This is a genomic window from Sulfitobacter sp. SH24 (assembly GCF_965641895.1).
GTDB lineage: Bacteria > Pseudomonadota > Alphaproteobacteria > Rhodobacterales > Rhodobacteraceae > Sulfitobacter > Sulfitobacter dubius.
In genome coordinates this window covers 3,275,304-3,300,245 of record NZ_OZ282575.1, presented here as the reverse complement: position 1 = coordinate 3,300,245, position 24,942 = coordinate 3,275,304, and the positions used below count along the sequence as shown (strand labels likewise).

The 24,942-nt window shown below is 61.0% G+C and carries 23 protein-coding genes; 14 read left to right on the top strand and 9 right to left on the bottom strand.

Translation table 11 applies throughout. The annotated features are described in order from the left end of the window. The first annotated feature begins 8 nt into the window (after positions 1–8). The 4 genes from ACSQ16_RS18830 to ACSQ16_RS18815 are packed head-to-tail and all read left to right on the top strand — an operon-like array spanning position 9 to position 4,995. A complete protein-coding gene (locus ACSQ16_RS18830) occupies positions 9–1,046 on the top strand; it encodes a TRAP transporter substrate-binding protein (protein ID WP_243261892.1) in 1,038 nt (345 codons plus the stop codon). A 59-nt stretch (positions 1,047–1,105) separates the two neighbouring features. After that, entirely contained in the window at positions 1,106–2,470 is a 1,365-nt protein-coding gene (locus ACSQ16_RS18825) for a glutamine synthetase family protein (RefSeq protein ID WP_243261893.1), read from the top strand. A gap of 2 nt (positions 2,471–2,472) precedes the next feature. Continuing rightward, positions 2,473–3,846: an aldehyde dehydrogenase family protein gene (locus ACSQ16_RS18820; RefSeq protein WP_243261894.1), complete on the top strand. Its 1,374-nt coding sequence runs from the start codon at positions 2,473–2,475 to the stop codon at positions 3,844–3,846. Between the two features lie 3 nt (positions 3,847–3,849). Next, positions 3,850–4,995: an iron-containing alcohol dehydrogenase gene (locus ACSQ16_RS18815; RefSeq protein ID WP_243261895.1), complete on the top strand. Its 1,146-nt coding sequence runs from the start codon at positions 3,850–3,852 to the stop codon at positions 4,993–4,995. A 62-nt stretch (positions 4,996–5,057) separates the two neighbouring features. Here ACSQ16_RS18815 and ACSQ16_RS18810 read toward each other — a convergent pair whose 3' ends face one another. Beyond that, positions 5,058–5,531, bottom strand: a complete 474-nt coding sequence (locus ACSQ16_RS18810) for a c-type cytochrome (RefSeq protein WP_243261896.1) — start codon at positions 5,529–5,531, stop codon at positions 5,058–5,060. A 195-nt stretch (positions 5,532–5,726) separates the two neighbouring features. Between ACSQ16_RS18810 and idi the strand changes: the two genes are divergently transcribed. Together idi and hemF are read left to right on the top strand one after the other, a co-directional pair. Continuing rightward, complete coding sequence (gene idi, locus ACSQ16_RS18805) at positions 5,727–6,257, top strand: isopentenyl-diphosphate Delta-isomerase (protein ID WP_243261898.1); 531 nt, start codon at positions 5,727–5,729, stop codon at positions 6,255–6,257. 19 nt (positions 6,258–6,276) lie between these two features. Beyond that, complete coding sequence (hemF, locus tag ACSQ16_RS18800) at positions 6,277–7,158, top strand: oxygen-dependent coproporphyrinogen oxidase (protein ID WP_243261899.1); 882 nt, start codon at positions 6,277–6,279, stop codon at positions 7,156–7,158. Positions 7,159–7,381: 223 nt separating this feature from the next. Here hemF and hemE read toward each other — a convergent pair whose 3' ends face one another. After that, positions 7,382–8,422, bottom strand: a complete 1,041-nt coding sequence (gene hemE / locus ACSQ16_RS18795) for a uroporphyrinogen decarboxylase (protein ID WP_243261901.1) — start codon at positions 8,420–8,422, stop codon at positions 7,382–7,384. A gap of 84 nt (positions 8,423–8,506) precedes the next feature. Here hemE and hemC point away from each other — a divergent pair, with 84 nt between their 5' ends. The 6 genes from hemC to maiA all read left to right on the top strand — a co-directional run bounded on the left by hemC (position 8,507) and on the right by maiA (position 15,667). After that, positions 8,507–9,454 (top strand): hydroxymethylbilane synthase, encoded by a 948-nt coding sequence (gene hemC / locus ACSQ16_RS18790; RefSeq protein WP_243261902.1) that lies wholly within the window; start codon positions 8,507–8,509, stop codon positions 9,452–9,454. Then, complete coding sequence (locus tag ACSQ16_RS18785) at positions 9,451–10,383, top strand: LysR family transcriptional regulator (RefSeq protein WP_243261903.1); 933 nt, start codon at positions 9,451–9,453, stop codon at positions 10,381–10,383. Before hemC ends, ACSQ16_RS18785 begins: the two co-directional genes overlap by 4 nt. Before the next feature lie 62 nt (positions 10,384–10,445). Further along, entirely contained in the window at positions 10,446–12,521 is a 2,076-nt protein-coding gene (locus tag ACSQ16_RS18780; RefSeq protein ID WP_243261904.1) for a hydantoinase/oxoprolinase family protein, read from the top strand. Positions 12,522–12,525: 4 nt separating this feature from the next. Beyond that, entirely contained in the window at positions 12,526–14,235 is a 1,710-nt protein-coding gene (locus ACSQ16_RS18775; RefSeq protein WP_243261905.1) for a hydantoinase B/oxoprolinase family protein, read from the top strand. 98 nt (positions 14,236–14,333) lie between these two features. Continuing rightward, complete coding sequence (locus tag ACSQ16_RS18770) at positions 14,334–15,023, top strand: fumarylacetoacetate hydrolase family protein (protein WP_243261907.1); 690 nt, start codon at positions 14,334–14,336, stop codon at positions 15,021–15,023. Further along, a complete protein-coding gene (gene maiA / locus ACSQ16_RS18765; RefSeq protein WP_243261908.1) occupies positions 15,020–15,667 on the top strand; it encodes a maleylacetoacetate isomerase in 648 nt (215 codons plus the stop codon). The genes ACSQ16_RS18770 and maiA overlap by 4 nt, the downstream gene beginning before the upstream one ends. A gap of 3 nt (positions 15,668–15,670) precedes the next feature. On the opposite strand, the gene ACSQ16_RS18760 is transcribed toward maiA, so the two are convergent. From ACSQ16_RS18760 to gabT, 4 genes are all read right to left on the bottom strand, one after another. After that, positions 15,671–17,038: a tetratricopeptide repeat protein gene (locus tag ACSQ16_RS18760; protein ID WP_317405549.1), complete on the bottom strand. Its 1,368-nt coding sequence runs from the start codon at positions 17,036–17,038 to the stop codon at positions 15,671–15,673. Further along, on the bottom strand, positions 17,035–17,844 hold the full coding sequence (locus ACSQ16_RS18755; RefSeq protein ID WP_243261910.1) for an alpha/beta fold hydrolase: 810 nt from the start codon (positions 17,842–17,844) through the stop codon (positions 17,035–17,037). The genes ACSQ16_RS18760 and ACSQ16_RS18755 overlap by 4 nt, the downstream gene beginning before the upstream one ends. Beyond that, complete coding sequence (locus ACSQ16_RS18750) at positions 17,837–18,826, bottom strand: P1 family peptidase (RefSeq protein WP_243263238.1); 990 nt, start codon at positions 18,824–18,826, stop codon at positions 17,837–17,839. The genes ACSQ16_RS18755 and ACSQ16_RS18750 overlap by 8 nt, the downstream gene beginning before the upstream one ends. Positions 18,827–19,072: 246 nt before the next feature. Continuing rightward, a complete protein-coding gene (gene gabT, locus ACSQ16_RS18745; RefSeq protein ID WP_243261911.1) occupies positions 19,073–20,473 on the bottom strand; it encodes a 4-aminobutyrate--2-oxoglutarate transaminase in 1,401 nt (466 codons plus the stop codon). Between the two features lie 167 nt (positions 20,474–20,640). Between gabT and ACSQ16_RS18740 the strand changes: the two genes are divergently transcribed. Next, positions 20,641–21,207 (top strand): cupin domain-containing protein, encoded by a 567-nt coding sequence (locus ACSQ16_RS18740; protein WP_243261912.1) that lies wholly within the window; start codon positions 20,641–20,643, stop codon positions 21,205–21,207. 372 nt (positions 21,208–21,579) lie between these two features. Here ACSQ16_RS18740 and ACSQ16_RS18735 read toward each other — a convergent pair whose 3' ends face one another. From ACSQ16_RS18735 to ACSQ16_RS18725, 3 genes are read right to left on the bottom strand one after another with little or no spacing between them, the layout of a single operon-like run. Further along, on the bottom strand, positions 21,580–23,304 hold the full coding sequence (locus ACSQ16_RS18735) for a sensor histidine kinase (RefSeq protein WP_243261913.1): 1,725 nt from the start codon (positions 23,302–23,304) through the stop codon (positions 21,580–21,582). Between the two features lie 2 nt (positions 23,305–23,306). Next, entirely contained in the window at positions 23,307–23,864 is a 558-nt protein-coding gene (locus ACSQ16_RS18730) for an RNA polymerase sigma factor (RefSeq protein WP_243261914.1), read from the bottom strand. After that, positions 23,864–24,034: a NepR family anti-sigma factor gene (locus tag ACSQ16_RS18725; RefSeq protein ID WP_201722086.1), complete on the bottom strand. Its 171-nt coding sequence runs from the start codon at positions 24,032–24,034 to the stop codon at positions 23,864–23,866. Before ACSQ16_RS18725 ends, ACSQ16_RS18730 begins: the two co-directional genes overlap by 1 nt. A 94-nt stretch (positions 24,035–24,128) precedes the next feature. On the opposite strand from ACSQ16_RS18725, the gene ACSQ16_RS18720 reads away from it, so the two are divergent. Continuing rightward, positions 24,129–24,938, top strand: coding sequence for a response regulator (locus tag ACSQ16_RS18720; RefSeq protein ID WP_093927659.1), 810 nt, complete (start codon positions 24,129–24,131; stop codon positions 24,936–24,938). The last annotated feature ends 4 nt before the right edge of the window (positions 24,939–24,942 follow it).

Below are 24,942 nucleotides of genomic sequence, written 5' to 3'. Positions count from 1 at the left end.
AGAGACGTATGACCACTCGCAGAAAGTTTCTATCCGGGGCCGCCGTCGCCGCCCCTGCGGCCCTCGCCGCGCCCTCCATCGTGCATGCCCAAGCGCCGATCAAATGGCGCATGCAGACCTATGCCGGCGCCGCTCTGGGTGAGCAGGTGACCAAACCGGCAGTCGATTACATTAACGCGGCCGCCAATGGCGAGATGGAGATCGAACTGTTCTACGCCGACCAGATTGTGCCTACCGGTGAGCTGTTCCAAGCCATGCAGCGCGGCACCATCGACATGGTGCATTCCGACGACGACTCCATGGCCTCGCCCACGCCCTTGCAGCAGTTCGGCGGCTATTTCCCGTTTGCCACCAAGCATATCCTCGACGTGCCGGTGCTGTTCAGCCAGTACGGATTGGCCGAAATCTGGAAAGAAGAATATGCCAAGGTCGGCGTCGAGTGGCTGTCGGCTGCGGGCCAAGACCCCTGTAACTTCAACACCACCAAAGAAATCAAATCGGTCGCCGATCTGGACGGTCTGAAGCTTTACACATTTCCTACCGCCGGCCGCTTCCTTTCGAAGTTCGGCGTGGTGCCGGTGAACATCCCTTACGAGGACGCCGAAGTCGCGGTGCAAACAGGCGAGCTCGACGGCATGGCGTGGTCGGGCATCACCGAAGACTACACCGTCGGCTGGGCCGATGTGACGGACTACTTCCTGACCAACAACATCTCGGGTGCTTGGATCGGGTCGTTCTTCGTCAACCAGCAGCAGTGGGCCGATCTGCCGGATCACCTCAAACAGTTGGTCATGGCGGGGATCGAAGCGGGCCACACCTACCGCAACCAGTGGTACTGGGGCGGCGAGGCGCGTCTGCGGGCGCAGGGCGACAAGCTCAAGCTCAGCACCGTGCCTGCCGACGAATGGGCCGAGGTCGAAGATGCGGCCAAGGACTTTTGGACAGAGATCGCCGAAGAAGGCGAAGTGCACGCCAAGATCGTGCAGATCTTCCGCGACTATAACGAAGTCATTAACAAAGCCGGTCCGCCCTACACCAACGGCTGAACCGACAACCGGGGGCGCGCTGCCTGCGCCCCCGCCTTACCCCCTGAAGTGGACAGAACATGCCCGGCACCCTGACATTCGATGCGCTGAAAAAACTGGTCAAAGAAGGATCCGTCGACACGGTCCTTGCCTGCCTTGTGGATATGCAGGGCCGGTTGATGGGCAAGCGCTTCCATGCGGTTAACTTTGTCGAGACCTCTTACAAAGAGACCCATTGCTGCAACTACCTGCTGGCCACCGACCTTGAGATGGCGACGCCCGATGGTTTCGCCTCCACCTCGTGGCAGTCCGGATATGGCGACTATGTCATGCAGCCCGACCTTGATACGATCCGCCCGGTGCCGTGGCTGGACGGGACGGTGATGGTGCTTTGCGACGTGCTGGATCACGACACGCATTCCCCCGTGCCGCATTCCCCGCGCGCCATGCTGAAGAAACAGATCGCCCGGCTGAAGGAGTTGGGCTTCGACGCCATGATGGCGACGGAGTTGGAGTTCTTCCTTTTCGAGCAGAGCTTTGACGCGATCCGCAAGGGCGGCTACCGCGACCTCACGCCGATCAGCGGCTATAACGAGGATTACAACATCCTCCAGACCACCAAGGAAGAGAACGTGATGCGCCCGCTGCGCAACCATCTCTTTGCCGCCGGTCTGCCGATTGAGAATTCCAAAGGCGAGGCCGAGGCGGGGCAGGAAGAGCTTAACATCCGCTATTCAGCGGCTCTGGACTGTGCCGACTACCACACGATTGCCAAACATGCGGTTAAGGAGATCGCGTGGCAGCAGGGTCATGCGGCGAGCTTCCTACCCAAGTGGCACAAGGACCGTGTCGGCTCTTCCAGCCACGTGCACCAGTCGCTGTGGAAAGACGGAAAACCGATGTTTGTCGATGGTGATGACGCGTTGGGCACGTCCGAGCTGATGCGCCACTATATGGCCGGTTTGATCGCCTATGCGCCAGAATATACCTATTTCCTCGCGCCCTATGTGAATAGCTATAAGCGCTTCGCCAAAGGCACCTTCGCCCCGACCAAGACCGTCTGGTCCGTCGACAACCGCACCGCGGGTTTCCGCCTCTGCGGGGCAGGGACAAAGGGCGTGCGGGTCGAATGCCGTATTGGCGGATCAGACCTGAACCCTTATCTGGCGCAGGCGGTCATGCTGGCTGCCGGGATCAAAGGGATCGAAGACAAGATGGAATTGGCCCCGCCTACACGCGGCGATGCTTACGGCAAATCCGATGCTGTCGATATCCCCCAGACCCTGCGGGCAGCAACCGAGACCCTGCGCGGCTCGACGTTCCTGCGCGAGGTCTTGGGCGACGATGTAGTGACCCATTACACCCGCGCGGCGGAATGGGAGCAGGAAGAATTTGACCGGGTGGTGACCGATTGGGAAATCGCCCGTGGCTTTGAAAGGGCCTGAGAATGACGACGGTAAAATGTATCTCTCCGATTGACGGTTCGGTCTATGCGGAGCGCGAAACCCTAAGCACGGAGGCAGCGCAAGACGCTGTCGCCCGCGCGCGTAAGGCGCAAAAGGCATGGGCCGCGCGGCCCTTGCAGGAACGTGTCGATCTGGTGATGGGCGCGTTGAAAGAGATTGAGAATTCGACCGACCGCATGACCGAGGAACTGGCCCATCAGATGGGCCGCCCGGTGCGCTATGGCGGCGAATTCGGCGGTCTGCAGGAACGCACCAGCCACATGGCCAAGATCGCAGCCGATGCGCTGGCCCCCACGATAATCGAAGACAGCGATGCCTTTAGCCGCAAGATCATGCGTGAGCCGCATGGCGTGGTTTTCGTCGTGGCACCGTGGAACTACCCTTACATGACCGCGAACAACACCATCGCGCCCGCACTGATCGCGGGCAACGCGGTGATCCTGAAACATGCCTCGCAGACCATTCTGGTCGGCGAACACCTCGCCGATGCCTACCGTGCGGCGGGCGTGCCCGAAGATGTGTTCCAGAACGTTGTGCTGAGCCATGACACCACATCGGCGCTGATTGCGGACAACGCCTTTGATTTCGTTAACTTCACCGGCTCTGTCGGCGGCGGGCAGGCGATGGAGCGTGCAGCGGCGGGCACCTTCACTGGCGTCGCGACCGAGTTGGGCGGCAAAGACCCCGCCTATGTCCGGGCCGATGCCAATCTCGACGCGGCAGTCGACGGCGTGATGGACGGCGCAATGTTCAACGCGGGCCAATGCTGCTGCGGGATCGAGCGGATTTATGTGCACGAAAGCCTTTATGACGCTTTCGTTGAAAAGGCCGTGGCATGGGTGAACAACCTCAACCTCGGCAACCCGCTGGATCAGGCCACGACGCTTGGCCCGATGGCCAACGTGCGTTTCGCCAATGAGGTCCGCGCGCAGATTGATGAGGCACTGGCCGATGGCGCAAAGGCGCATATCGAAAAGATGCCCGCCGACGATGGCGGTGCCTATCTGACGCCGCAGGTGCTTACCGATGTGACCCACGAAATGCGCGTCATGCGCGACGAAAGTTTTGGCCCCGTGGTCGGCATCATGCCGGTGAAGGACGACGAAGAAGCCATCGAGCTGATGAACGACTGCCAGTTTGGCCTGACCGCGGCGATCTTTACCGCCGATGCCGAGGCGGCTGAAGCCATCGGCGCACGGTTGGAGACCGGCACCGTCTTCATGAACCGCGCAGACTACCTTGACCCGGCGCTTTGCTGGACCGGCTGCAAGCAAACCGGGCGCGGCGCGGGCCTGTCTGAACTGGGCTATCACGCGCTGACACGCCCCAAATCCTACCACCTCAAGAAAGCCTGAGACATGTCCCTGACTGCCAATTGGTCTTACCCCACCGCCATCCGTTTCGGCGCAGGCCGGATTAAAGAGATCGCCGAGGCCTGCGCCGCCGCAGGTATCAAAAACCCCCTGTTGGTCACCGACAAAGGGCTGGCCTACCTGCCGATCACCCAGTCCACGCTCGACCTGATGGAAGCCGCTGGCCTTGGCCGTGCGATGTTCTCGGACGTTGACCCGAACCCGACCGAGATGAACGCCGAGGCGGGCATCAAGGTCTACCGCGACGGCGGCCATGACGGCGTGATCGCCTTTGGCGGCGGCTCGGGGCTTGATCTGGGTAAGGTCATCGCCTTCATGGCGGGCCAAACGCGCCCCCTGTGGGATTTCGAGGATATCGGCGACTGGTGGACCCGCGCCGACCCTGAGGGCATCGCGCCCATCGTGGCTGTGCCGACGACCGCCGGCACAGGCTCGGAAGTTGGCCGCGCAAGCGTGATCACCAATTCCCAGACCCATGAGAAGAAGATCATCTTCCACCCCAAAATGCTGCCCTCCGTCGTGATCTGCGACCCGGAGCTGACCGTCGGCATGCCACCGATGATCACCGCAGGCACCGGGATGGATGCTTTCGCCCATTGCCTCGAAGCCTTCTGCTCGCCGCATTACCACCCGATGAGCCAAGGCATGGCGCTGGAAGGGATGCGTCTGGTCAAGGAATATCTGCCCCGTGCCTATGCCGATGGTACTGATCTTGAGGCGCGCGGGCATATGATGTCTGCCGCGGCCATGGGCGCCACGGCGTTCCAAAAGGGTCTGGGCGCGATCCATGCCATCAGCCACCCGATCGGCGCGGTGCATCACACGCACCACGGCACCACCAACGCGGTTGTCATGCAGCCCGTCCTGCGCATGAACCGCCCCGCGATCGAAGACCGTCTGGCCAAGGCGGCGGCCTATCTTGATATCGTCGGCGGCTTTGACGGGTTTTACGATTTCGTCGGCAAGCTGAATGCGGAGTTGAATATCCCCGCTAATCTGACCGCCCTTGGCGTGACCGAACCGGATATCGACGCGCTGGTGGCCTCGGCTTTGCAAGACCCAAGCTGCGGCGGCAACCCGATTGAACTGACCAAAGAGAATGTCACCCAGCTGCTGCGCGACTGCTTTTAAAACGCAAAACGGGGGGCCGGATCATCGGCCCCCCGTCTATTAAAAATCAGTGAAACGTCGGATTATTCAGTCGTTTTGGCTTCTTCCATATCCGCTTCAGTAACCTCGGGCCCGACCGAGACCAAATACGCCCAAACATCCTTGGCGTCTTCTTCGTCTCTCAGACGGTAAGACATCTTGGATTTGGCGCGGTTCGTGTCGAGATAGCTGGCCAGAAACTTCTTGGGATCGGCAACATATCCGGCGAAGTCTTCTTCGTTCCACGCCAGCCCGGCCTCGCCGGCTTCAACGAGGGAATCGCCATAGCGGTAGTCTTCGACCGACCCCGCCACGCGGTTGTAGATTCCATAAAGGTTTGGCCCCGTACGGCCCCCTTTCTGGATATCGTTGCCCTCATCATCTTGGATCATGTGGCAGCTTTTGCATTTACGAAAGACCTTTTCCCCGGCTTCGGCATCACCGGAGGCATGGCTTTCCGCCCATAGGGGCGTGGCCCCGAGGCAGATGGCGAAGATCGACGCGATACGCATGTTCATTGTGAGTTCCTTTGTCTGGCTGATTTGAAACTAGCGTTTGGGGCGAGGGGGTAAAGCATATCGTCTGCGCCATAAGGTAGCACGGGCGGGCTGCGGGCCGGTTAGCGGTTGAGACCAAGGGGATTTCCTCCGATAACTGCCGGTGAATTTCTTCTGTTTCGAGGGTGAGATGAACACAACGGCGAGCCGCCTCTGATGGAGATCATGGTCCCCGCTTGGGTCGACGGCACCCTGCAACCGGTTGAAAAACTCGCCGCGCATGAGCGCGGTTTGCGGCATATGGCGGTCTCGGTCTTTGTCATTGCCGAGGGCAAGTTGCTGCTGCAGCAGCGCGCGCTTGGCAAATACCACACCCCCGGCCTCTGGGCGAACACCTGCTGCACGCATCCGCAATGGGATGAGCCGCCCCAAGCCTGCGCCACACGGCGTTTGGACGAGGAGTTGGGGATCACCGGGTTGGACCTTCAGCATCGCGGTCAAGTCGAATACCGCGCCGATGTTGATGGTGGGTTGATTGAGCATGAGGTTGTTGAGGTCTTTCTTGCCCATGCAGACCCGGCACTGTCGATCACGGAAAACCCTAATGAGGTGATGGCGACGCGCTGGATCAGCCTGAGCGATCTGCACACCAACCTCGCGCAGAACCCCGAAGAATATACGCCTTGGTTGCGGATCTACATGGCCGAACACGAAGGTCTGATCCTCGGCGGCGGGGCGATAAAATAACAGCAAAGGCGGGCCAGAGATGACCGAAGACATGCAAGACCAAAAGACACGCGCGGCGGATTGGTTCCGCAAGCTGCGCGATGACATCGTTCAGGCGTTCCATGACATCGAAGCGCGTCATGTCGGGGAAGAAGAGGCCGGACGTTTCGTGGTCAGCAACACAACCCGCACCGCGCCCGACGGCTCGGACGCCGGTGGCGGTGCGATGTCCGTCATGCGCGGCGGGCGCGTGTTTGAGAAGGTGGGCGTCAATATCTCCACCGTCTACGGCACCTTGGGCGAACGGGCGCAGGCGGCCATGGCCGCGCGCAAAGGACTGCCGGGCATGGCCGATGATCCACGGTTTTGGGCCTCGGGCATCAGTCTGGTCGCGCATATGCAGAACCCCCATGTGCCTGCGGTCCATATGAACACCCGCATGTTTTGGACCCCTCATGCGTGGTGGTTCGGCGGCGGTGCGGATTTGAACCCTTGTATCGAATATGACGAAGACACGGCCCATTTCCATGCCGAGATGAAGGGCGCCTGTGACCCCCATAGCGCCACGCTCTATGACGAGTTAAAGGCTTGGGCGGATGAGTATTTCTACATCCCGCACCGCAAGCGGGCGCGGGGTGTGGGCGGGATTTTCTATGACGACCGCAACAGCGGTAAATGGGAGGCGGATTTCGCGCTGACCCAAGACGTGGGCCGGGCGTTTCTGCCCGCCTATGTGCCATTGGTCGACAAGCGGCGCGAGATGGAGTGGGACATGGACGACAAGGACGTGCAACTGCGCCACCGTGGGCTCTATGCTGAGTATAACCTCGTTTACGACCGGGGGACGAAGTTTGGTCTGGAGACGGGGCATGACCCTGATGCCGTGCTGATGAGCCTGCCGCCGATGGCGAAGTGGGTTTGAGCTAAGCGTTTGGGTGGACGTTCGGTTGCTCAATTCCACCCCGGCCCGGAATCAAGCCGTAGGCGCCGGGCCATCGCCTGCCCGCCCGGACGGGTAGGCGATTTGGTAAGGCTTGGCGTGACCTCGCCAACGCACACCATGGTTGAACCATAAAGTGGCTTCAACAGCGGCCAGATCGCCGACCCGCGGGCAGGCGATGGCCCTCTTCACATGTGGCTACGTCTTACCCGCGCGTTCCGCGCACCGTATCAATCATCAACTGCACATTCTCCGGGTCCGCATCCGGCGTAATGCCATGGCCGAGATTAAAGATATGCGGCCCCTTCGCCAGCGCATCGACAATCGCGCGTGTCTCCTGCACCAATGCATCCCCGCCCGTCACCATATGCGATGACTTCAGATTGCCCTGCACACAGCCATTGGGCTGCACATGCTCGGCAACCCATTCCGCGCTGACACCATCGTCGATGGCGATGCAGTCCGCTCCTGTCGCCGCATGCAGATTGGCAAAGCGCGCGCCCGCACCACGGGGGAAGGCGATGATCGGGACATCCGGATGCCGCGCTTTCAGCGCGCTGATGATCTGGCGCAGTGGCTCGGTCGAATAACGGTCAAAATCGGTGCCTTGAAGCGATCCGGCCCAGCTGTCGAAGAGCTTCACCACCTCGGCCCCCGCCTTGATCTGCATGTCGAGGTATTCGATCGTAGCCAACGTAATCCGCTCCATCAACGCGTCGAACACTTCGGGGTTCTCATCTTTCAACGCATGCGCCGGGCCTTGGTTCGGCGTGCCTTTGCCCGCGATCATATAGGTCGCCACCGTCCATGGCGCGCCTGCGAAACCGATCAGCGTGGTCTCTTCGGGCAGTTCGCGCGACAGGATGCGGACCGTCTCGTAAATCGGGGCGAGGTGGTCGTGGATGGCGTCCGCCGGTTTCAGCGCTTCCATCTCGGCCTTGGTGGTGATCGTTGACAAACGCGGCCCCTCACCGGTGACGAACCACAGATCGGCGCCAAGTGCCTGCGGCACCAGCAGGATGTCGGCAAAAAGGATCGACCCATCAAACCCATAGCGGCGGATCGGCTGCAACGTTACCTCGGCGGCCAGTTCAGGATTGTAGCACAGCGACAGGAAATCCCCCGCCTTGGCCCGCGTCGCACGGTACTCCGGCAGGTAGCGCCCGGCTTGGCGCATCATCCAGATCGGTGGGGTCGGCAGGGTTTCGCCCGCAAGGGCGCGCAGGATGGTCTTATTCGCAGTCATTATGGCGTTCCTAATTGTGGCAAACCCGTAGGTAGCGCAGGTACAGCAGTTGTCAGTTCATGTCGACGGGGGTAGGGATGCGTCATGACGTATCAGCTCCCCACCCCGGCCCGGCCCCTCAACATCGGCACACGCGGATCGCTTCTGGCGCTTGCGCAAGCAAATGAGGTGCGCGACCGGCTCGCCGCCGCCTTTGACCTGCCGTTTGAGGCGTTCACCATCGTCGTGATCAAAACCACCGGCGACAAGATCATCGACCGCCCGCTGAAAGAGATTGGCGGCAAGGGGCTGTTCACCCGCGAGATTGAGGCGGCGCTACTTGACGGCTCCATCGACATCGCGGTCCATTCGATGAAGGACATGCCGACGCTGCAACCCGGTGGGCTGGTGATCGACACCTATCTCCCGCGCGAAGATTGCCGCGATGCGTTCATCTCGCCGCACCTGAAATCCATCGCCGACCTGCCGCAGGGTGCGGTTGTCGGCACCTCCAGTCTGCGCCGCCGGGCGCAGGTGAAACTGCGACGGCCTGATCTGGAAGTCGTCGAGTTTCGTGGCAACCTGCAAACCCGCTTGAAAAAGCTCGACGACGGCGTGGCCGAAGCGACATTCCTTGCCATGGCGGGGCTGAACCGGCTGAAAATGGACGACGTGCCGCAGGCTGCCGTTCACCCTGACGACATGCTCCCCGCCATCGCGCAGGGGGCCATCGGGGTGGAGCGCCGCGAGGACGACAGTCGCGCCGCCGAGATGCTCTCGGCGATTCATGACCGCAAGACTGGCGAACAGCTTGCTGCCGAACGCGCGTTCCTCGCCACCCTCGACGGGTCTTGCGAGACGCCAATCGCCGGTCTGGCCGAACTCAACGGCACCGAGATGCGTCTGCGCGGTCAGGTGCTGCGCCCGGACGGGTCAGACGCCATCGGCGACGACGTGACCTGCGCCATTTCCGACGGAGCCGAGGCGGGCGAGGCGATGGCCCGCAAGCTTCTGGCCGAGGCCGGACCGGGTTTCTTTGACTGGCGCGAATGATCGGCAATCTCTTCACGCTGAAACAGCTTGAAGCGCTGATCTGGGTCGCTGACCTTGGCAGTTTTCGCCGCGCCGCTGCGCATCTGAATACGACACAGCCCAATATCTCTGCCCGGATTTCCGGGCTGGAGGCGACGCTGGGTGTTACCCTTATGCAACGCGACGCTGGATCGATCCGGCTGACCGAAAAGGGCACCGCCCTGCTGGCCCAAGCCCGCCGCGTGCTGCGCGAGGCCGAAGCGCTGGTCGAGACCGCCGCGCGGCCTGACTTGATCGACGACAGCCTGCGCCTAGGGGTGACCGAAGTGGTTGCCAGCACATGGCTGCGGCCCTTTCTGCGTGCGCTAGCCGAGGTCTATCCCAATCTCACCGTCGAACTTACCGTCGATCTATCCCGTGATCTGGATCAGGAGCTTGCCGCCCATGCGCTCGACCTGACCCTGCAAACCGCGCCCTTTTCCACCCCGGCGGGCGGGCAGTTGGACTTGGCGACCTATGACTACATCTGGGTCGCCGCCCCTGAACTCGCCGCACAGATCGGCCCCGCCCCCGACTTTGCTGCGATGCTGCGCCATCCGGTGCTGGGCCATGCGCGGCACACGCAGGCCCATTCTGATCTGATCCGCCATTTCGATGGCACCACCGCGCCCAAGGCCCGTTTGGTGCCGTCTAGCAGCCTATCGGCGGCGATGAACATGGTGCTCGACGGGATGGGCGTGGCAGTAATGCCGCGTGTCATGGTGGCAGGCGCGCTGGCCGATGGGGCGTTGCAAACCCTGCCCGCCGCGTGGCACCCGCGCCCCTTGCAGGTCGCCGCGCGTTATCACGCGGATCGCACCCCCGCCTATGTCGCCCGCGCCGCTGAACTGGCCCGCGACTGCGCCCGAAGCTTCGATGTCGAGGATCGAAAAAACCTTTCACACCCATAGAATATAATAATTTGCACCGATGCTGTGCCCAGCCCTATCCTGCACCCAAACAGGAGTGAGACATGGCATCAACCATCCGACTGGGCGTAGACATCGGCGGCACTTTCACCGACGTGGTGCTGGAAAAGGGCGGCGAGAGTTTCTCAACCAAGGTGCTGACCACCTATGCCGCGCCCGAGAACGCGATCATCGACGGGATGCATCAGGTCTGCACCAAGGCCGGGATCACCCCTGCCGACCTGACCCAGATCATCCACGGCACCACGCTGGCGACCAACGCGCTGATCGAGCGGCGCGGCGCCAAGACCGCGCTGATCACCACCCAGGGCTTCCGCGACGTGATCGAAATGCGCACCGAAAGCCGGTTCGAGCAGTATGATCTGAACCTCAACCTCCCCGAGCCACTGCTGCCGCGCCAGATGCGCTACACGGTGGAAGAGCGTGTCGATGCCACGGGGGCGGTTCTGCACCCGCTCGACCGCGCCGAGGTCGAGGCGCTGGCGGACCGCATCGCCGAGGCGGGCTATGAAAGCGTCGCGGTCGGGCTGATCCATTCCTATCTGAACGACGCGCATGAACGCATGGTCCGCGAGGTGTTGGAAGAGAAGCTGCCCGGCGTCATGGTGTCGATCTCCTCCGAGGTTTCGCCGCAGATGCGCGAATATGAGCGGTTCAACACCGTCGTCGCCAATGCCTATATCAAGCCGCTGATGAAGAGCTACCTCGGGCGGCTCGAAGGGCGCCTGCAGGGGGAGGGTGTCTCCTGCAACATCTTCCTCATGCATTCGGGCGGCGGCATCATCTCGATCGAAAGCGCCGCCGAATTCCCGGTGCGGCTGGTGGAGTCGGGCCCGGCGGGCGGGGCGGTCTTTGCTGCTAACATCGCCGCGCGCTATGGGCTCGACAAGGTGCTGAGCTTCGACATGGGCGGCACCACGGCCAAGATCTGCCTGATCAAGAACCAGACTCCAAAGACCAGCCGGGTCTTCGAGGTGGCGCGGACCTATCGCTTCAAGAAAGGCTCCGGCATGCCGATCTCGATCCCGGTGATCGACATGGTCGAGATTGGGGCGGGCGGTGGCTCGCTGGCCCATGTGGATGCGATGCGGCAGATCCGGGTGGGGCCGGAAAGCGCGGGGTCGGAGCCGGGGCCGGCCTGTTATGGCCGGGGCGGCGCGAAGCCTGCGGTGACCGATGCCGACCTCGTACTGGGCAAGCTCGACGCCGACAATTTCGCGGGCGGTTCGATCCGGCTCGAGACCGGCAATTCCGAGACGGCGCTGAGCCAAGCGATCGGTCAGGAACTCGACATGGACGCCGCCACTGCCGCCTTCGGTCTGGCCGAGGTGGTGGACGAGAACATGGCCAACGCCGCGCGCGTGCATGCGGTGGAGAACGGCGAAGACCTCAGCGATTACACGATGATCGCCTTCGGCGGCGCGGCCCCGCTGCACGCCGGGCGGCTGTGTGAGAAGCTGGGTGTAGAACGCCTGCTGGTGCCGCCCGGCGCCGGGGTCGGCTCTGCCATCGGCTTCCTGCGCGCGCCCTTCAGCTTTGAGGCCAACCGCTCGGTCTATATGAAGCTGTCGGACTTCAACGCGGGCCGCATCAAGACGCTGCTGGCCGAATTGCGCGACGAGGCCACCGGCTTTGTCCGCAACTGCGATGCCGGGGCGGAAATTCTGTCGGAATACAAAGTCTACATGCGCTACAGCGGGCAGGGCTGGGAGATCCCCATCGTGCTGGACGAGACAGACGCCTTAAACCCCGATGCCGCCAGGTTCGAGGCGCTTTTCGAGGCGGATTACGCCAAGCTTTTCGGCCGCACCGTCGAGGGGTTGGATATCGAGATCACGGTCTGGTCGGTCAATGCCACCACCCCGCCCGAGGCGGTCGCCCGCACCGCAGAGCAGTCCCCGGGTGCGGCGGCAGATGTGGCTCTAACACGGCGTATGTTCGACCCGGCGCTCGCTGAATACTGCGAGGCCGACGTGGTCCTGCGCGCCCAGATGGCCCCCGGCCAGACCGCCCAAGGCCCCGCCGCAATCACCGAGGATGAGACGACAATCATCCTGCCCGCGTCACGCCGCGCCATCTGCCAGCCGGACGGCTGCATCGACATCACCGTGAAAGGGTAAGCCCATGGCACAGACACACTCCAACGTTGCCTATCAGGTCATGTGGAACCGGCTGATCTCGGTCGTCGAGGAACAGGCGCAGGCGCTGGTGCGCACCGCCTTTTCAACCTCGGTGCGCGAGGCGGGCGATCTCTCGGCCGGGGTCTATGACACCGACGGTCAGATGTTGGCGCAGGCGGTCACCGGCACGCCCGGACACGTCAACGCCATGGCCGACGCGGTGGCGCATTTCATCCGCCGCATTGGGCGGCAGAACATCCTTGAGGGCGACGTCTATATCACCAACGATCCTTGGGAGGGGACAGGCCATCTGCATGACATCACCATGGTCACGCCGTCCTTTCATCGCGGCAAGCTGGTCGGGTTTTTCGCCTGCACCGCGCATATCGTAGACATTGGTGGGCGCGGTTTTGGCGCGGATGCAGCGAGTGTCTATGAAGAAGGCCTCTATCTGCCGATCATGAAGTTCGCCGATGCGGGCGAGGTCGACGCAACACTGGTGCGGATCATCCGCGGCAACGTGCGCGAGCCGGATCAACTGATTGGCGACATCTACGCGTTGACCACCTGCAACGAGATCGGCCACCGCCGTTTGGTCGATATGATGGGGGAGTTTGACCTCGCAGATCTTGAAGGTATCGCCGCCTTCATCCTCGACAATTCCCGCCGCGCCACGCTGGAGCGCATCAATGCGCTGCCGCGCCAGCGGGCCACTGGGGAGATGACGATTGACGGTTTCGACACGCCGATCACGCTTAAGGTCACGGTAAGCATCGAGGAGGATCGCATCCTATCAGATTTCGCCGGCACCTCGGGGATTGATAAAAAGGGCATCAACTGTCCATTGGTCTATACCAAGGCCTATGCCTGCTACGCGCTGAAATGCGCTATCGCCCCGGAGATTCCCAATAACGCGGCCTCGCTCGCCCCGTTTGAGATCGCCGCGCCGGAGAACACGATCGTTCATGCGCTACACCCCGCGCCAGTCGCGCTGCGCCATATTGTCGGGCATTTCGTGCCGGATACGGTCTATGCCGCGCTCGATCAAATCTTGCCAAACTTGGTGCCCGCCGAAGGTGCGGGCTGCCTGTGCAACTTCCAAGTCAGTCTGCGCCCCCGCACGGATACCCAACCGCCCAAGGGTGCGAGGCGCGCCGAGGTGCTGACCTTCAACTCCGGCGGCTCGGGTGCGCGGCCAGAACTTGACGGGCTGAATGCCACGGCTTTCCCTTCAGGCGTGATGACCATGCCGGTTGAGGCCACGGAACATGCAGGCCCGGTGGTGATCTGGCGTAAGGAACTGCGGCCCGACAGCGGCGGGGCAGGACGTCAGCGCGGCGGGCTGGGACAATATATGGAGGTCAGCGCCCGCGAGGGCCATGAGTTCGACATGCAGGCGATGTTCGACCGCGTCGATCATCCCGCCCGTGGGCGGCAGGGCGGCGCCTCCGGCGCCCCCACCACCATCGCCCGCGACGATGGCACGCCGATGCGCGGCAAGGGCAAACAGTTCGTGCCGCATGGCCGCCGGGTGATGATGGCCTTCCCCGGTGGCGCGGGATACGGCGATGCGTCTGAGCGCCCCAAGGACTTGGTGAAACGCGACCTTCTGCGCGGCTACATCAGCGCAGAGGTGGCTGCGGCGGACTATGGGCTGAGCGCCGAAGACATCCGCGAGGTGCAAGAGGCGATCCGCAAAGGCGCGAACCTGTGAAAGAGTTGCCGCTCAAGGGTTTATAAGCGCACGGGGGTCATTGACTGTTACAAAGCGCGGGTGTTCCTTGGCCGCATCATGCCAAGAGGAACCCAGTGATGTATGTGATTGACCCCCCAAAGCAAAGCAGCCTTGCCGTTCAAGGCACCAGCGACCGTTTCCCGGTGCGCCGTGTCTTTTGCGTGGGCCGCAACTATGAGGCGCATGTGCTTGAGATGGGCAATGACATGCGCGACCCGCCGTTCTTTTTCACCAAACCCGCCGATGCCACGCTCGATACCCCCTGCACCGTGCCCTACCCGCCGTTGACGGAGGATTTCCACTTTGAGGCAGAGCTTGTCATCGCCATCGGCAAGGGTGGCGCGAATATCGCGGAAGCTGATGTGATGGATCACATCTGGGGGGCCTCCGTGGGCATTGATTTTACCCGCCGTGATCTTCAGGCCCAAGCCAAGAAGATGGGCCGCCCGTGGGACTGGTCTAAGGCGTTTGACAATTCCGCGCCCATCGCACCGATCTTGCCGATTGCAGATGTCGCTTCGGTTGAGACAGGGCGTATCTGGTTGGCCGTAAACGGTGAGATGAAACAAGAGGCCGATCTGGCGCAGATGATCTGGTCGGTACGCGAGCATACCGCAACCCTTTCACGGGCAGTCACACTGGCGCCGGGCGACATCATCATGACGGGCACGCCAGCCGGGGTTGGCGCCGTGGTGCCGGGTGATGTGCTGACTGGCGGCGTCGATGGCATTGCTGAGTTTGAGGTTACCGTCGGCCCGCGCGCGTGAGTGATCTGGCGCTGCATAACTACTTCCGCTCCTCGACTTCGGTCCGGGTGCGGGCGGCGCTGAATCTCAAGGGGCTGCACTATGACTATGTGCCGCTGTCCCTGCTTGCCGGAGAACAGCATGGCGCCAAACATCTGGCGCTGAACCCTTCGGGGGCGGTGCCGACATTGATGACGGGGCAGGGGCCGCTGTCGCAATCAATGGCGATCCTTGAATGGCTTGATGAGGAATATCCCGAACCGCCGCTTTTACCTGCTGATGCGTGGGGCCGGGCGCGGGTGCGTTCGCTGGCCTATATCGTGGTACAAGACGTGCACCCGGTGAACAATTTGCGGGTTTTGCAGCACCTGGAGGGGGAGTTTGGCGTCGACCCCTCGGGCAAGGCTGCGTGGTTTGCCCATTGGGCCAGTGCGGGCATGGCGGCACTTGAGACACGGTTGGCTCAGGAACCCGAGACGGGCGATTTTTGCCATGGTGATGATGTTGGTTTGGCCGATCTCTGCCTCTATGCGCAGGTCTTGAACAATGCCCGCTTTGGGGTCGATATGACCCCCTACGCCACCATTCGCCGCATCCATGCAAATTGCATGGACGTACCCGCGTTAAAGCTTGCCGTGCCGGCCAACCAGCCCGACGCGGTCTAGCGTTTAGGTACTGACCAATGTCCGCTCGGCCCTTGCACGCGCCTGCGCGGCAAGGTCAGGCAGGCCGGTCTTTTCATAGACTTCGCTCAGCATCAGGTTCAGCGGCACGCCGTCGGGATCATAGGTGCGGCGCATTTCCAAAACCTGCTGCGCGGCAGAGGCCCGACCATCACGCACCAGTGCATCAAGATGGATCTGCTCAAACAGATCGCGCTGGGCATGGCTGCCGCCGCATTCCGCCATCCGAGGCAGAGCCATGCCCAATTCGCGGATTGCGGTGCTCCAATCCCCTTCGGCATGGGCGGCGATGCCACGGGCGGCAGGCAGGGCGACTTCGGCCCATGCGGCATGGTCATAGGCGTTAGTTTCGGCGGCGCGGGCTTCTATTGCGGTGAGCATCTCTGCCGCCTCGGGTCGTTCGGTGCGGCAAAGGGCATAGAGGTATTGCAGTGTCAGGAAGGGGCTGACCGTGTCTTGCCCCCGGGCCGCTACATGATCTGCCACATCGCCCCAACGGTCTCCGACATCAATGCCTGCAAACTCCATTCGCGCCAATAGAGACACCGCGCCGACCTGATCTTGGGAATAGTCCTTCTCCAGCCCCCAGATGTGTTGGTCATAGGCGGCGCGCACGTCGTCATGGCGACCTTGCGACAGGTAGAAAAGCGCCAGATGCCACCAGTTATGACTGCGCATGAAGGAGTTCAGATCGCTCCAAGTCTCTGCCACGCTTTCCATGAAGCGCGCGCCTTCGGCCACGCGGCCTTGGGTAAGCATCACATGGGCCATCGCGTGATGCGCCCAAGGTTCATCATGGCGCAGCTCCATCGCACGGCGGGCGGCGGCCTCGGCCCGGTCGAGCAGGTGGCACTGCTCGTAGCCAAAGGCGATCATGCCGTGGGTATAGGCAATGTCCTCGGCCTCCGGCAAGGATTTCAGCGCCAGGCGCAACATGCCAGCGGCATCGCCGGTGTTGAAAAGATGGTATTGCGCCAGTTTCAGCATCGCCAGATCGCGCGGCCATTTATCGGTGATGGCGTCACAAGCGGCGACGAGCGCGGGCACATCGCCGTCGACCCAATGGCCTATGGCGCGAATGACTTCTTGTTCACGGTCGTTCGCGCCGGACGCGGCTTTGGCGCGTTCCAGATAGGGACGCGCCTTTGACGGCGCTATGGGATGCTCAAGAAACATCCACAAAAGGGCCGCGTAGGCGTTGACCAGCGGGCAGTCTGGGGCGGTATCGGCGGCGGCGATGATGCTTGCGGCTTTGGGCTGGTAGGACAGAAAACCGTGGATGAAATCATTGATCGCCTGCAGGGTTTCCGGGCGGCTGGCTGTCGTTTCCAATCCGTAAAGGTCTTGTGTCATCTCGGGTCTCCGGCGGTGTCGTGAAATTGGCGCAGGTGCTGGGCAACAGCAGGGGCGGCATCCCAATGGATCGAATGGCCCGCATCGGGCAGGGTGGCCTGCACCACGTTCGGTATCTGCGCGAAAGCTTTTTCAGCGGCGGCGCGGGGGATCAGCAGGTCTTCGGTACCGTGGAGCACTTGGGTTGCGCAGGTCAGATCAGCAGGGCGCACCGTAGGGCGGAAACCACGCAGGGCTTCCATTTGATGGGCCATGGCATCGGCGCTTTGTGCATGGGGATAGGCCAGCGCGGCGGCGAGGGCGGTGTCTGTATTGGCTGGATCGGTGAAAAATCCCGGCGCGAAGATCCAAGGGTAAAGCGCGCGAAGCCAAAGCTGCTCCCCCTCCGGCGCGCGGCGGACGGCGAGCAGCGCGTCAAACACTGCCATCGTGCGCGGCGCACGGACCGGGGCAGAGGCGAGGATGCTCATCGCTTGGATGCGCTCGGGCGCTAGGCCAAAAAGCTCCATTGCCATCAGGCCGCCCATGGAATGGCCAACAACGTGAAACTTTGCGTGCCCCAGCTCATCCATCAACGCCAGCGCATCCCGTGCCATCTGCGCGACAGAGGTTTCGGCGTCCCACGGGGTTGTGCGCCCGGTGCTGCGGTTATCGGGGCGGATGAGGGTGAATTGGTCGGTCAGCAGCGGCGCCAAAGCGCCCCAGCTTGCGCTGTCGCTTAGCATCCCCGCCAACATCAGAATGGGTGGTCCGCTGCCGTCGACCTCAAAATGCAGGGTGATATCGGAAAGGGCGAGTTCAGGCATTCAGGCTGCTCCAACAAGGCAAGAGGTCACCCTCGGCCGGGGTGGCGGTGTAGATCGCGCGGGCGATGGCACGCGAGAGGCACAGAGCGGCGGCATGGCCGACCATCGCCACATCGCCTGCAGGCCGCGCCGCGGTCGAGAGGGAAAAGACCAGATCGCCGTCATTGGGCATATGCGCGGGCACCACCGCGCGGGCGATGCCGTCATGGGCGGCCACGGCGACGCGCTGGCATTCGGCTTTGGTCAGCGCTGCATCGGTGGCGACAATGGCGATGGTGGTGTTGGCACGGGCCGACATAGCGGCCATTTTGCGGCTTTCGAATGTAAGACCCAGACCGGCTGACGGGTCTGGCCCCAGCCCGCCAAACTCTCCGTCGATCTCAAATGGGGCGGCGTGGAAATGGCGGTCTCCGGGGGTAGTAACGGCACCGACCGGATTGGCCCCGACCAACGCGCCGACCATGCTGCCGTCAGGCAGTTGTAGGCTGGCAGAGCCGAGACCACCTTTTACCATCGCGCTGAGCGCGCCCGTGCCCGCGCCGACAGAGCCTATCTCGAACTCCTTGCCCGCTGCCTCAAGGGCTTTGCGACCCAGATCGGCATAGGGGTTCTGCGCCCATTCCTTGTCACCACCATTAAGCAGATCAAACAGGATCGCACCGGGCACCAACGGGATCAGGGCATCCCCCACGCGAAAGCCGCGCCCGCGGGCGCGTAGAGCATCCACCACGCCCGAGCAGGCGTCGAGCCCGTAGGCAGAGCCGCCCGAGAGCACCAGCGCATCCACCGCCGCGACGGTTTTATCGGGGGCCAGCAAATCAGTCTCGCGCGTGCCCGGCGCACCACCCATGACATGAACAGAGGCCGTGAAGGGCGCATCGCCGATCAACACGGTGCTGCCGGATTTCAGCCGCGCGTCTTGGGCATTGCCGACCTTGATTCCGGCGACATCGGTTATGAGGTTGCGTGGGCCGGGGTACATCGCGCGCATCATGGGCGGCTTGCTTTTGCAGCGGCGCTGTTCACGTGAAACATCCACGGGATTCTGGCGTTGTGTGTCGCATCGTAACTCCGGAAATCAGGTCCTATTTCGCGGAGTTTGCGCGCTTCACTGCCTGATGCCAAGACCTGAGGCAGACTTAGGTTCCAGCCCACTCAGCCCGCGCCGTAAAAAAGGGCGCGCAGGTTGCCCCGCGCGCCCAATATCTCTGACCGAAGCCGGTTAAATTTAGTGCTGTTCTTCGGCCACGGCTGCTGCAACCGCTTCTTCAAAAATCGCCAGACCTTCTTCGACAATGGCGTCTGATGCGGTCAAGGGCACCATCACGCGAACGGCGTTGCCGTGCATGCCGCAGCTGAGCAACAGCAGGCCGCGCTTTAGGGCGTGGGCAATGACGCGTTTGGTGAAATCCGCGTCAGGCTTGGCGCTGTCGAAATCGGTCACAAATTCAACGGCGACCATCGCACCAAGGCCACGGATATCCCAAAAACGGAAGGGCGCGGAACGCTCGCCAATCTCGGCAAAGCGGGCCTTGAGCGTGTCGCCCATGGCGGTGGAGCGGGCAAAAAGGCCTTCCTCCTCGATCGCTTCGATAGCGGCGAGCGCTGCGGCACAGGCCACCGGGTTGCCGCCATAGGTGCCGCCCAGTCCGCCGGGGATCATCGCGTCCATCAGATCGGCGCGGCCAATCACGCCAGCCAGCGGATAGCCACCAGCCATGGATTTTGCCACGGTGATTAGGTCAGGCACCACGCCGGAATGTTCGATAGAGAACCACGTGCCGGTGCGGCCAAAGCCTGCCTGCACTTCGTCCGCGATCAGCAGGATGCCGTGCTGGTCACAAATGGCGCGCAGTTCTTGCAGCATTTCGAAGGGCACCGGGGTATAGCCGCCTTCGCCGAGCACCGGCTCGATGATGATTGCGGCCACACGTTCGGGCTGCGCATCGGTGAGGAAGAGGTTTTTCAGCCCGGTCAGCGCGTCCTGTACGGAGATGCCATCGCGAACCGAAGGGAAGGGCGCGCGGAAGACATCTGCCGGGAAGGGACCAACGTCTTTTTTGTAGGGGGAGATTTTGCCAGTCATGCCCAGCGTCAGCAGGGTACGGCCATGGTAACCGCCAGTAAAGGCGATGATGCCCGAACGGCCAGTTGCGGCGCGGGCGATTTTTACGGCATTTTCAACCGCTTCGGCGCCGGTCGTGACAAGCAGCGTCTTTTTTGGTGCGTCGCCGGGGGCAAGGGTGTTCAGCTTTTCGGCCAGCTCGACATAGGGGCCGTACGGCACAACCTGAAAGCTGGTGTGGGTGTAGTTGTCTTCTTGGGCTTTGGCGGCTTCGATCACTTTCGGGTGACGGTGGCCGGTGTTCAGCACGCCGATACCGCCGACGAAGTCGATGTAGCGGTTGCCTTCAACATCCCACAGTTCGGCATTCTCGGCGTATTTTGCATAGATCGGCGCAGCGGACGCGACACCGCGTGGGATGGCTGCATCGCGACGTGCGACAAGCTCGGCATTGGTCTGACCGTCAGGCTGGGTGGCTGGGTTGGCTTCGACAACTGTCATTTGCGGTGCTGCCTTGGCTTTGGCGGTGGACTTCCGGGTCGATTTCTTGACGGTGCTGGACATGGTTCAGATACCTTATTGCGAAAGTAAGAGGGGCATAGAGATGGGTCGTTTAAAAAATCCATATTCTGTTTAATATAATTGTCAATCGCCATCGCAGCCTCTATTTAACAATTCTCACGGCCACCACCTGACCCGGCGTAAGTGCCGTGCAGAGTACGGCGGATCCCATGAAGGACAAGTCATTGAACGTTGGTGAAAAACTAAGATTGATCCGCAAAAAGCACGGGTTGTCTCAGCGTGAACTTGCGGCCAAGGCTGGATTGACCAATGGCACGATATCGCTGATCGAAAAAAACCGGACCAGCCCCTCTGTCGCGTCTCTCAAAAGCCTGTTGGACGCGATTCCCATCAGCATGGCCGAGTTTTTCTCGATCCTAGAGGAAGACGATAGCGCCAAAGTGTTTTACCGCGCGCAGGAACTGACCGAGATTTCGCCCAGCCATCAGGGGGGCGTTTCGCTTCGCCAATTAGGCAATGCGGAACACCACGCACTTCAGGTGCTGCATGAAACCTATGAACCCGGCGCCGATACTGGGCCGGAGTTCCTGCGCCATGACGGCGAAGAGGCGGGTGTCGTGGTGCGGGGCAGTATTGAGGTGACGGTCGACGGCGCGGTGAGCGTGTTGCAAAGCGGTGATGGATATTTGTTCGACAGTCGTCTGCCCCATCGGTTCCGCAATATCGGAGATGTGCCTTGCGAGATCGTCAGCGCCTGCACTCCGCCGAGTTTCTAAAAACACGACCCTGATAAAAATCGACCGCCCCGAGCGGTCTGCTCGGGGCGGTCGATAGGTGTCAGGTCTTAGTAGTCTGACCGGTAGTTTGACCTCTGGGCCTCCGGTTGCTGCTTATCGCGCCCGGTACGGTCCTCATCCGAATGAAGTTCCCTTCTGCCCGTTGTAAGAGCAAGTATGATGACCGCAGCTAAGGTCAGGATGGTCAGACCGCCGAGAAATAGCTCCGTGGTCATCTCCGTATTCCTTTTCGCACTGCGTTTCAGGTTCTCAACCGCGCCCAGCCCAAAGTGTTCCCACTAATTTTTCGCGCATGACGAGTCTGTGGCGTGCAGAGCACGATTTCGGCAAGATTTCGCAGAGCGCTGGCGATCAGTAGTCGTAGACCATTTTGCTATCTGTCGGCACGGGGAAGTTTACCCGGATCTGATAGACATCATCCGTGGTCTCAACCTCGACCTGTCCGTTCAGTTGCCGGGTGAACGCGAGGATTAGCCGCGATCCCAGCCCGGTGCCTGACTTCACCTCTTCGGGGTTGCCGATGGTGTTGCGCACTTCAAGCATGGCCTTTTCCGGCCCGGTGGAGATGAGCTTGAGCGAAATGAAACCTTTGCCATGCTCGACTGTAGAGACATATTTAAGGGCATTGGTCAGCGCCTCGGACACCAGCAGTGTCAACGGGGCAGCATCGTCGGCGTCGATCTGAATGGTTTCAAAAGACTGCTCAACCTTCACACCAGAACTGGAAGCAAGCCCAACGGACAACAATTGGCCCACGATCTCGCGCAGCAATTCGCTCGCGTTGACGCGGACAAGGTCGTCGTTCTGGTAAAGGTTCTTGTGTACGGTGGCGAGGCTTAGAATACGATCTTGGAGGCGGCGTAGGACAAAACGTGCGTCTTCGCTTTTGGCCTGCCGGATCTGCATGTTCATGATCGATGAGATAAGCTGCAGGTTGTTCTTAACCCGGTGATGAACCTCTTTCAGCAATATGTTCTTTTGCCGAAGGCTGTCTTCCAATGTTGCCTCGTCTCGCAGGATAGACTCTGCCATGCCAACAAAAGCCGATTCCATCTCGACCAGTTCGGTGGGCACTGACGGGCCAAGCGTGCCACGGGGGAGGGTGCGGTTCAGAGCAAAACGGCGCATTTGCCGCCCGAGTTTGCGAATGTGGTTAATCGCCAGTCGGTTCAATGCCCAAAAGGCCACGATTAGGCTCGCCAACCACATGGCGATGGGCAAAAGCGCACTCAGCCGCGTAGAAACACCGGTATCAAGGAAGGGCGTGTTGCTGGGCCAAACGCTCAGCGCGAATACCGTTTCGGGCACAATCGGAACGATCGCATAGGCACGTTCTTTGCCGACAGAATTTTGCGAGAGAAAGACGTTCGGATCTTTGGTGGTCAGCAAGGACAAGGCAACATCGTTGGGATATTCCTCTTTGGCCACGTCCAGCCCGTTTTCTGTCGTGAGGATGTGGCCCATCTTGTTGATGGTCATCATCGCGACACTGCTGTGCTTCCCCTTCGGCTCGCGGATGGCGTTGATGGCGTCTTCAGGAATGCTGAGCGCCATGAAGCCAATCAATTCGCGGTCCTCATAGACGGGTGCATTGATTAACGTGACCACCTGATTGCTGACCGCGCCTTGCAGTACCGGCATCGCGCGGCGGACCGGTGCGTCCAGCAATGACTGAAAGCTCTGCTCGTCGGAAAAATCGTGTTCTTGCCCGGTGGAGGAACAGGTCATACGCCCATCAAGCGCAATGAACCCAACCAGTGAATAGATGTCAGAGGCTTGCTTATATTCCTTGAGGAACGCAGTGCATTCTTCGGGATCATCCCGGCGCAGGCGCACGATAGAAGTCAGCGCCTCTGCCGCGCCAAAGGCTTCTTGGATCACCCTGCGTTCCGCAGCAGAGGATTGTTCCGTGACGGCGATCAGCGACAATTCTGCGCTTTGGCGACTTTGATCCGCAATCTGCCGTGTTTGCACAACCGCGATCAACCCAATGGGCAAAAGCGCGAGAGACAGAAACAGCAGAACACGGATCGTCAGCCCACGCATCAGATCACCGCTGAAGAAGCCAGATGTCATACTTAGAAAGAAGAAACTTTTGAGGCGGATAGGACAGACATAGTGGCGTCATCGGTCATCTCAAGAGCTTCATCGTCACGATGGCCAAGCAGTTCGGCAAGGCGTGCACGCGCCCGGTTGGTGCGGCTTTTGATCGTGCCGACAGCGACGCCACACATATCAGCTGCTTCTTCATAGGAGAAACCAGAAGCCCCTACCAGCAGCAGTGCCTCGCGTTGCTCATCCTTCAGCAAGGCAAGGGCCTTTCGAAAGTCAGTCATTTGCATGTGACCATCATGGGCAGGTTTTTCGGCCAGACCTTCGGTTAGTACGCCATCCACATCCGAGACTTCGCGTTTCGCTTTGCGGCGCGAGGAATAATAAGTGTTCCGTAAGATCGTGAAGAGCCAAGCGCGCATATTTGTGCCCTCTTGGAACTTTTCAATGTTGGTCCACGCCTTGACCAAAGTGTCCTGCACCATGTCGTCTGCCGTGGCGCCATTGCGGGTCAGGCTGATGGCAAAGGCCCGCATGGCCGGCAGATGTTCTACCAGCTCGTCGCGCGGATCGGGACGGGTCATTATGACGTTCCTTTTTCTGAATCCTGTTCCTTCAACTTCTGAAGCAGATCCTTGAAACGGTCAGGGATGCCTTCATCGAGTGTCTCATCGAAGACACGCTTGAGGTTGTCGTCGATGACGCGCTCGCGCTCGTCCTTGTTTCCTGAATTCACTAACATCACCTCTGGCATCGTCGTCTCGTTTAAATAATTATGTACGCATACTGGAACCAAACACAATGTCGGGGTGTTTGGTTCCAAGAAAAGTTAAAAAGGATTCGACTAGATGAACGATGCGACACAAAAGACCAGCATCAGCGATGAACTGGGAGCCAACATCCCCTACCTTCGCCGGTTCGCGCGGGCGATGACAGGCAGCCAGACCAGCGGCGACACCTTTGCTGCGGCGGCGCTGGAAGCCATCTTGGTTGATCGCTCGGTGCTCGATGGGGTGGACACAAAGACGGGTCTTTTCAAGGTTTTGTACGGAATTTGGGCCAGCGCAGGCGCCCCCGTTGAAGAAGGTGAGAGCGGCCCCCGGGCCAAGGCGCAGCGCCATCTTGCCAGCCTGACCAACAACAGCCGCGAAGCGCTTTTGCTGCACACGATCGAAGGGTTTTCCCACGGGGAAATCGCCAAGATCATCGGTGTGGATGAGGCCGAAGCAGACGAGTTGATCCAGATCGCGCACCGTGAGATGGCCGACAGCACCTCTGGTTCGGTAATGATTATTGAAGACGAAGCCATCATCGCAATGGATATTGAATCCATCGTCGCAGAGATGGGTCATCGCGTTACGGGCATCGCGCGCACGCGCGACGAGGCTGTTAAGCTGGGCAAAGCCGATGTGCCAGACCTGATCCTTGCAGACATTCAGCTCGCCGATAACTCTTCAGGTATTGATGCAGTAAACGACCTGCTGAATGAACTTGGTATGCGTCCCGTAATCTTTATTACCGCGTTCCCTGAGCGCCTGTTGACCGGTGACAAACCCGAACCAGCCTTCCTGATCTCCAAGCCCTACTCGGTAGATCAAGTCGTTTCGGCGGTATCGCAAGCGATGTTCTTCTCCTCCACGGAAACGCTTAACGCCTAAGATT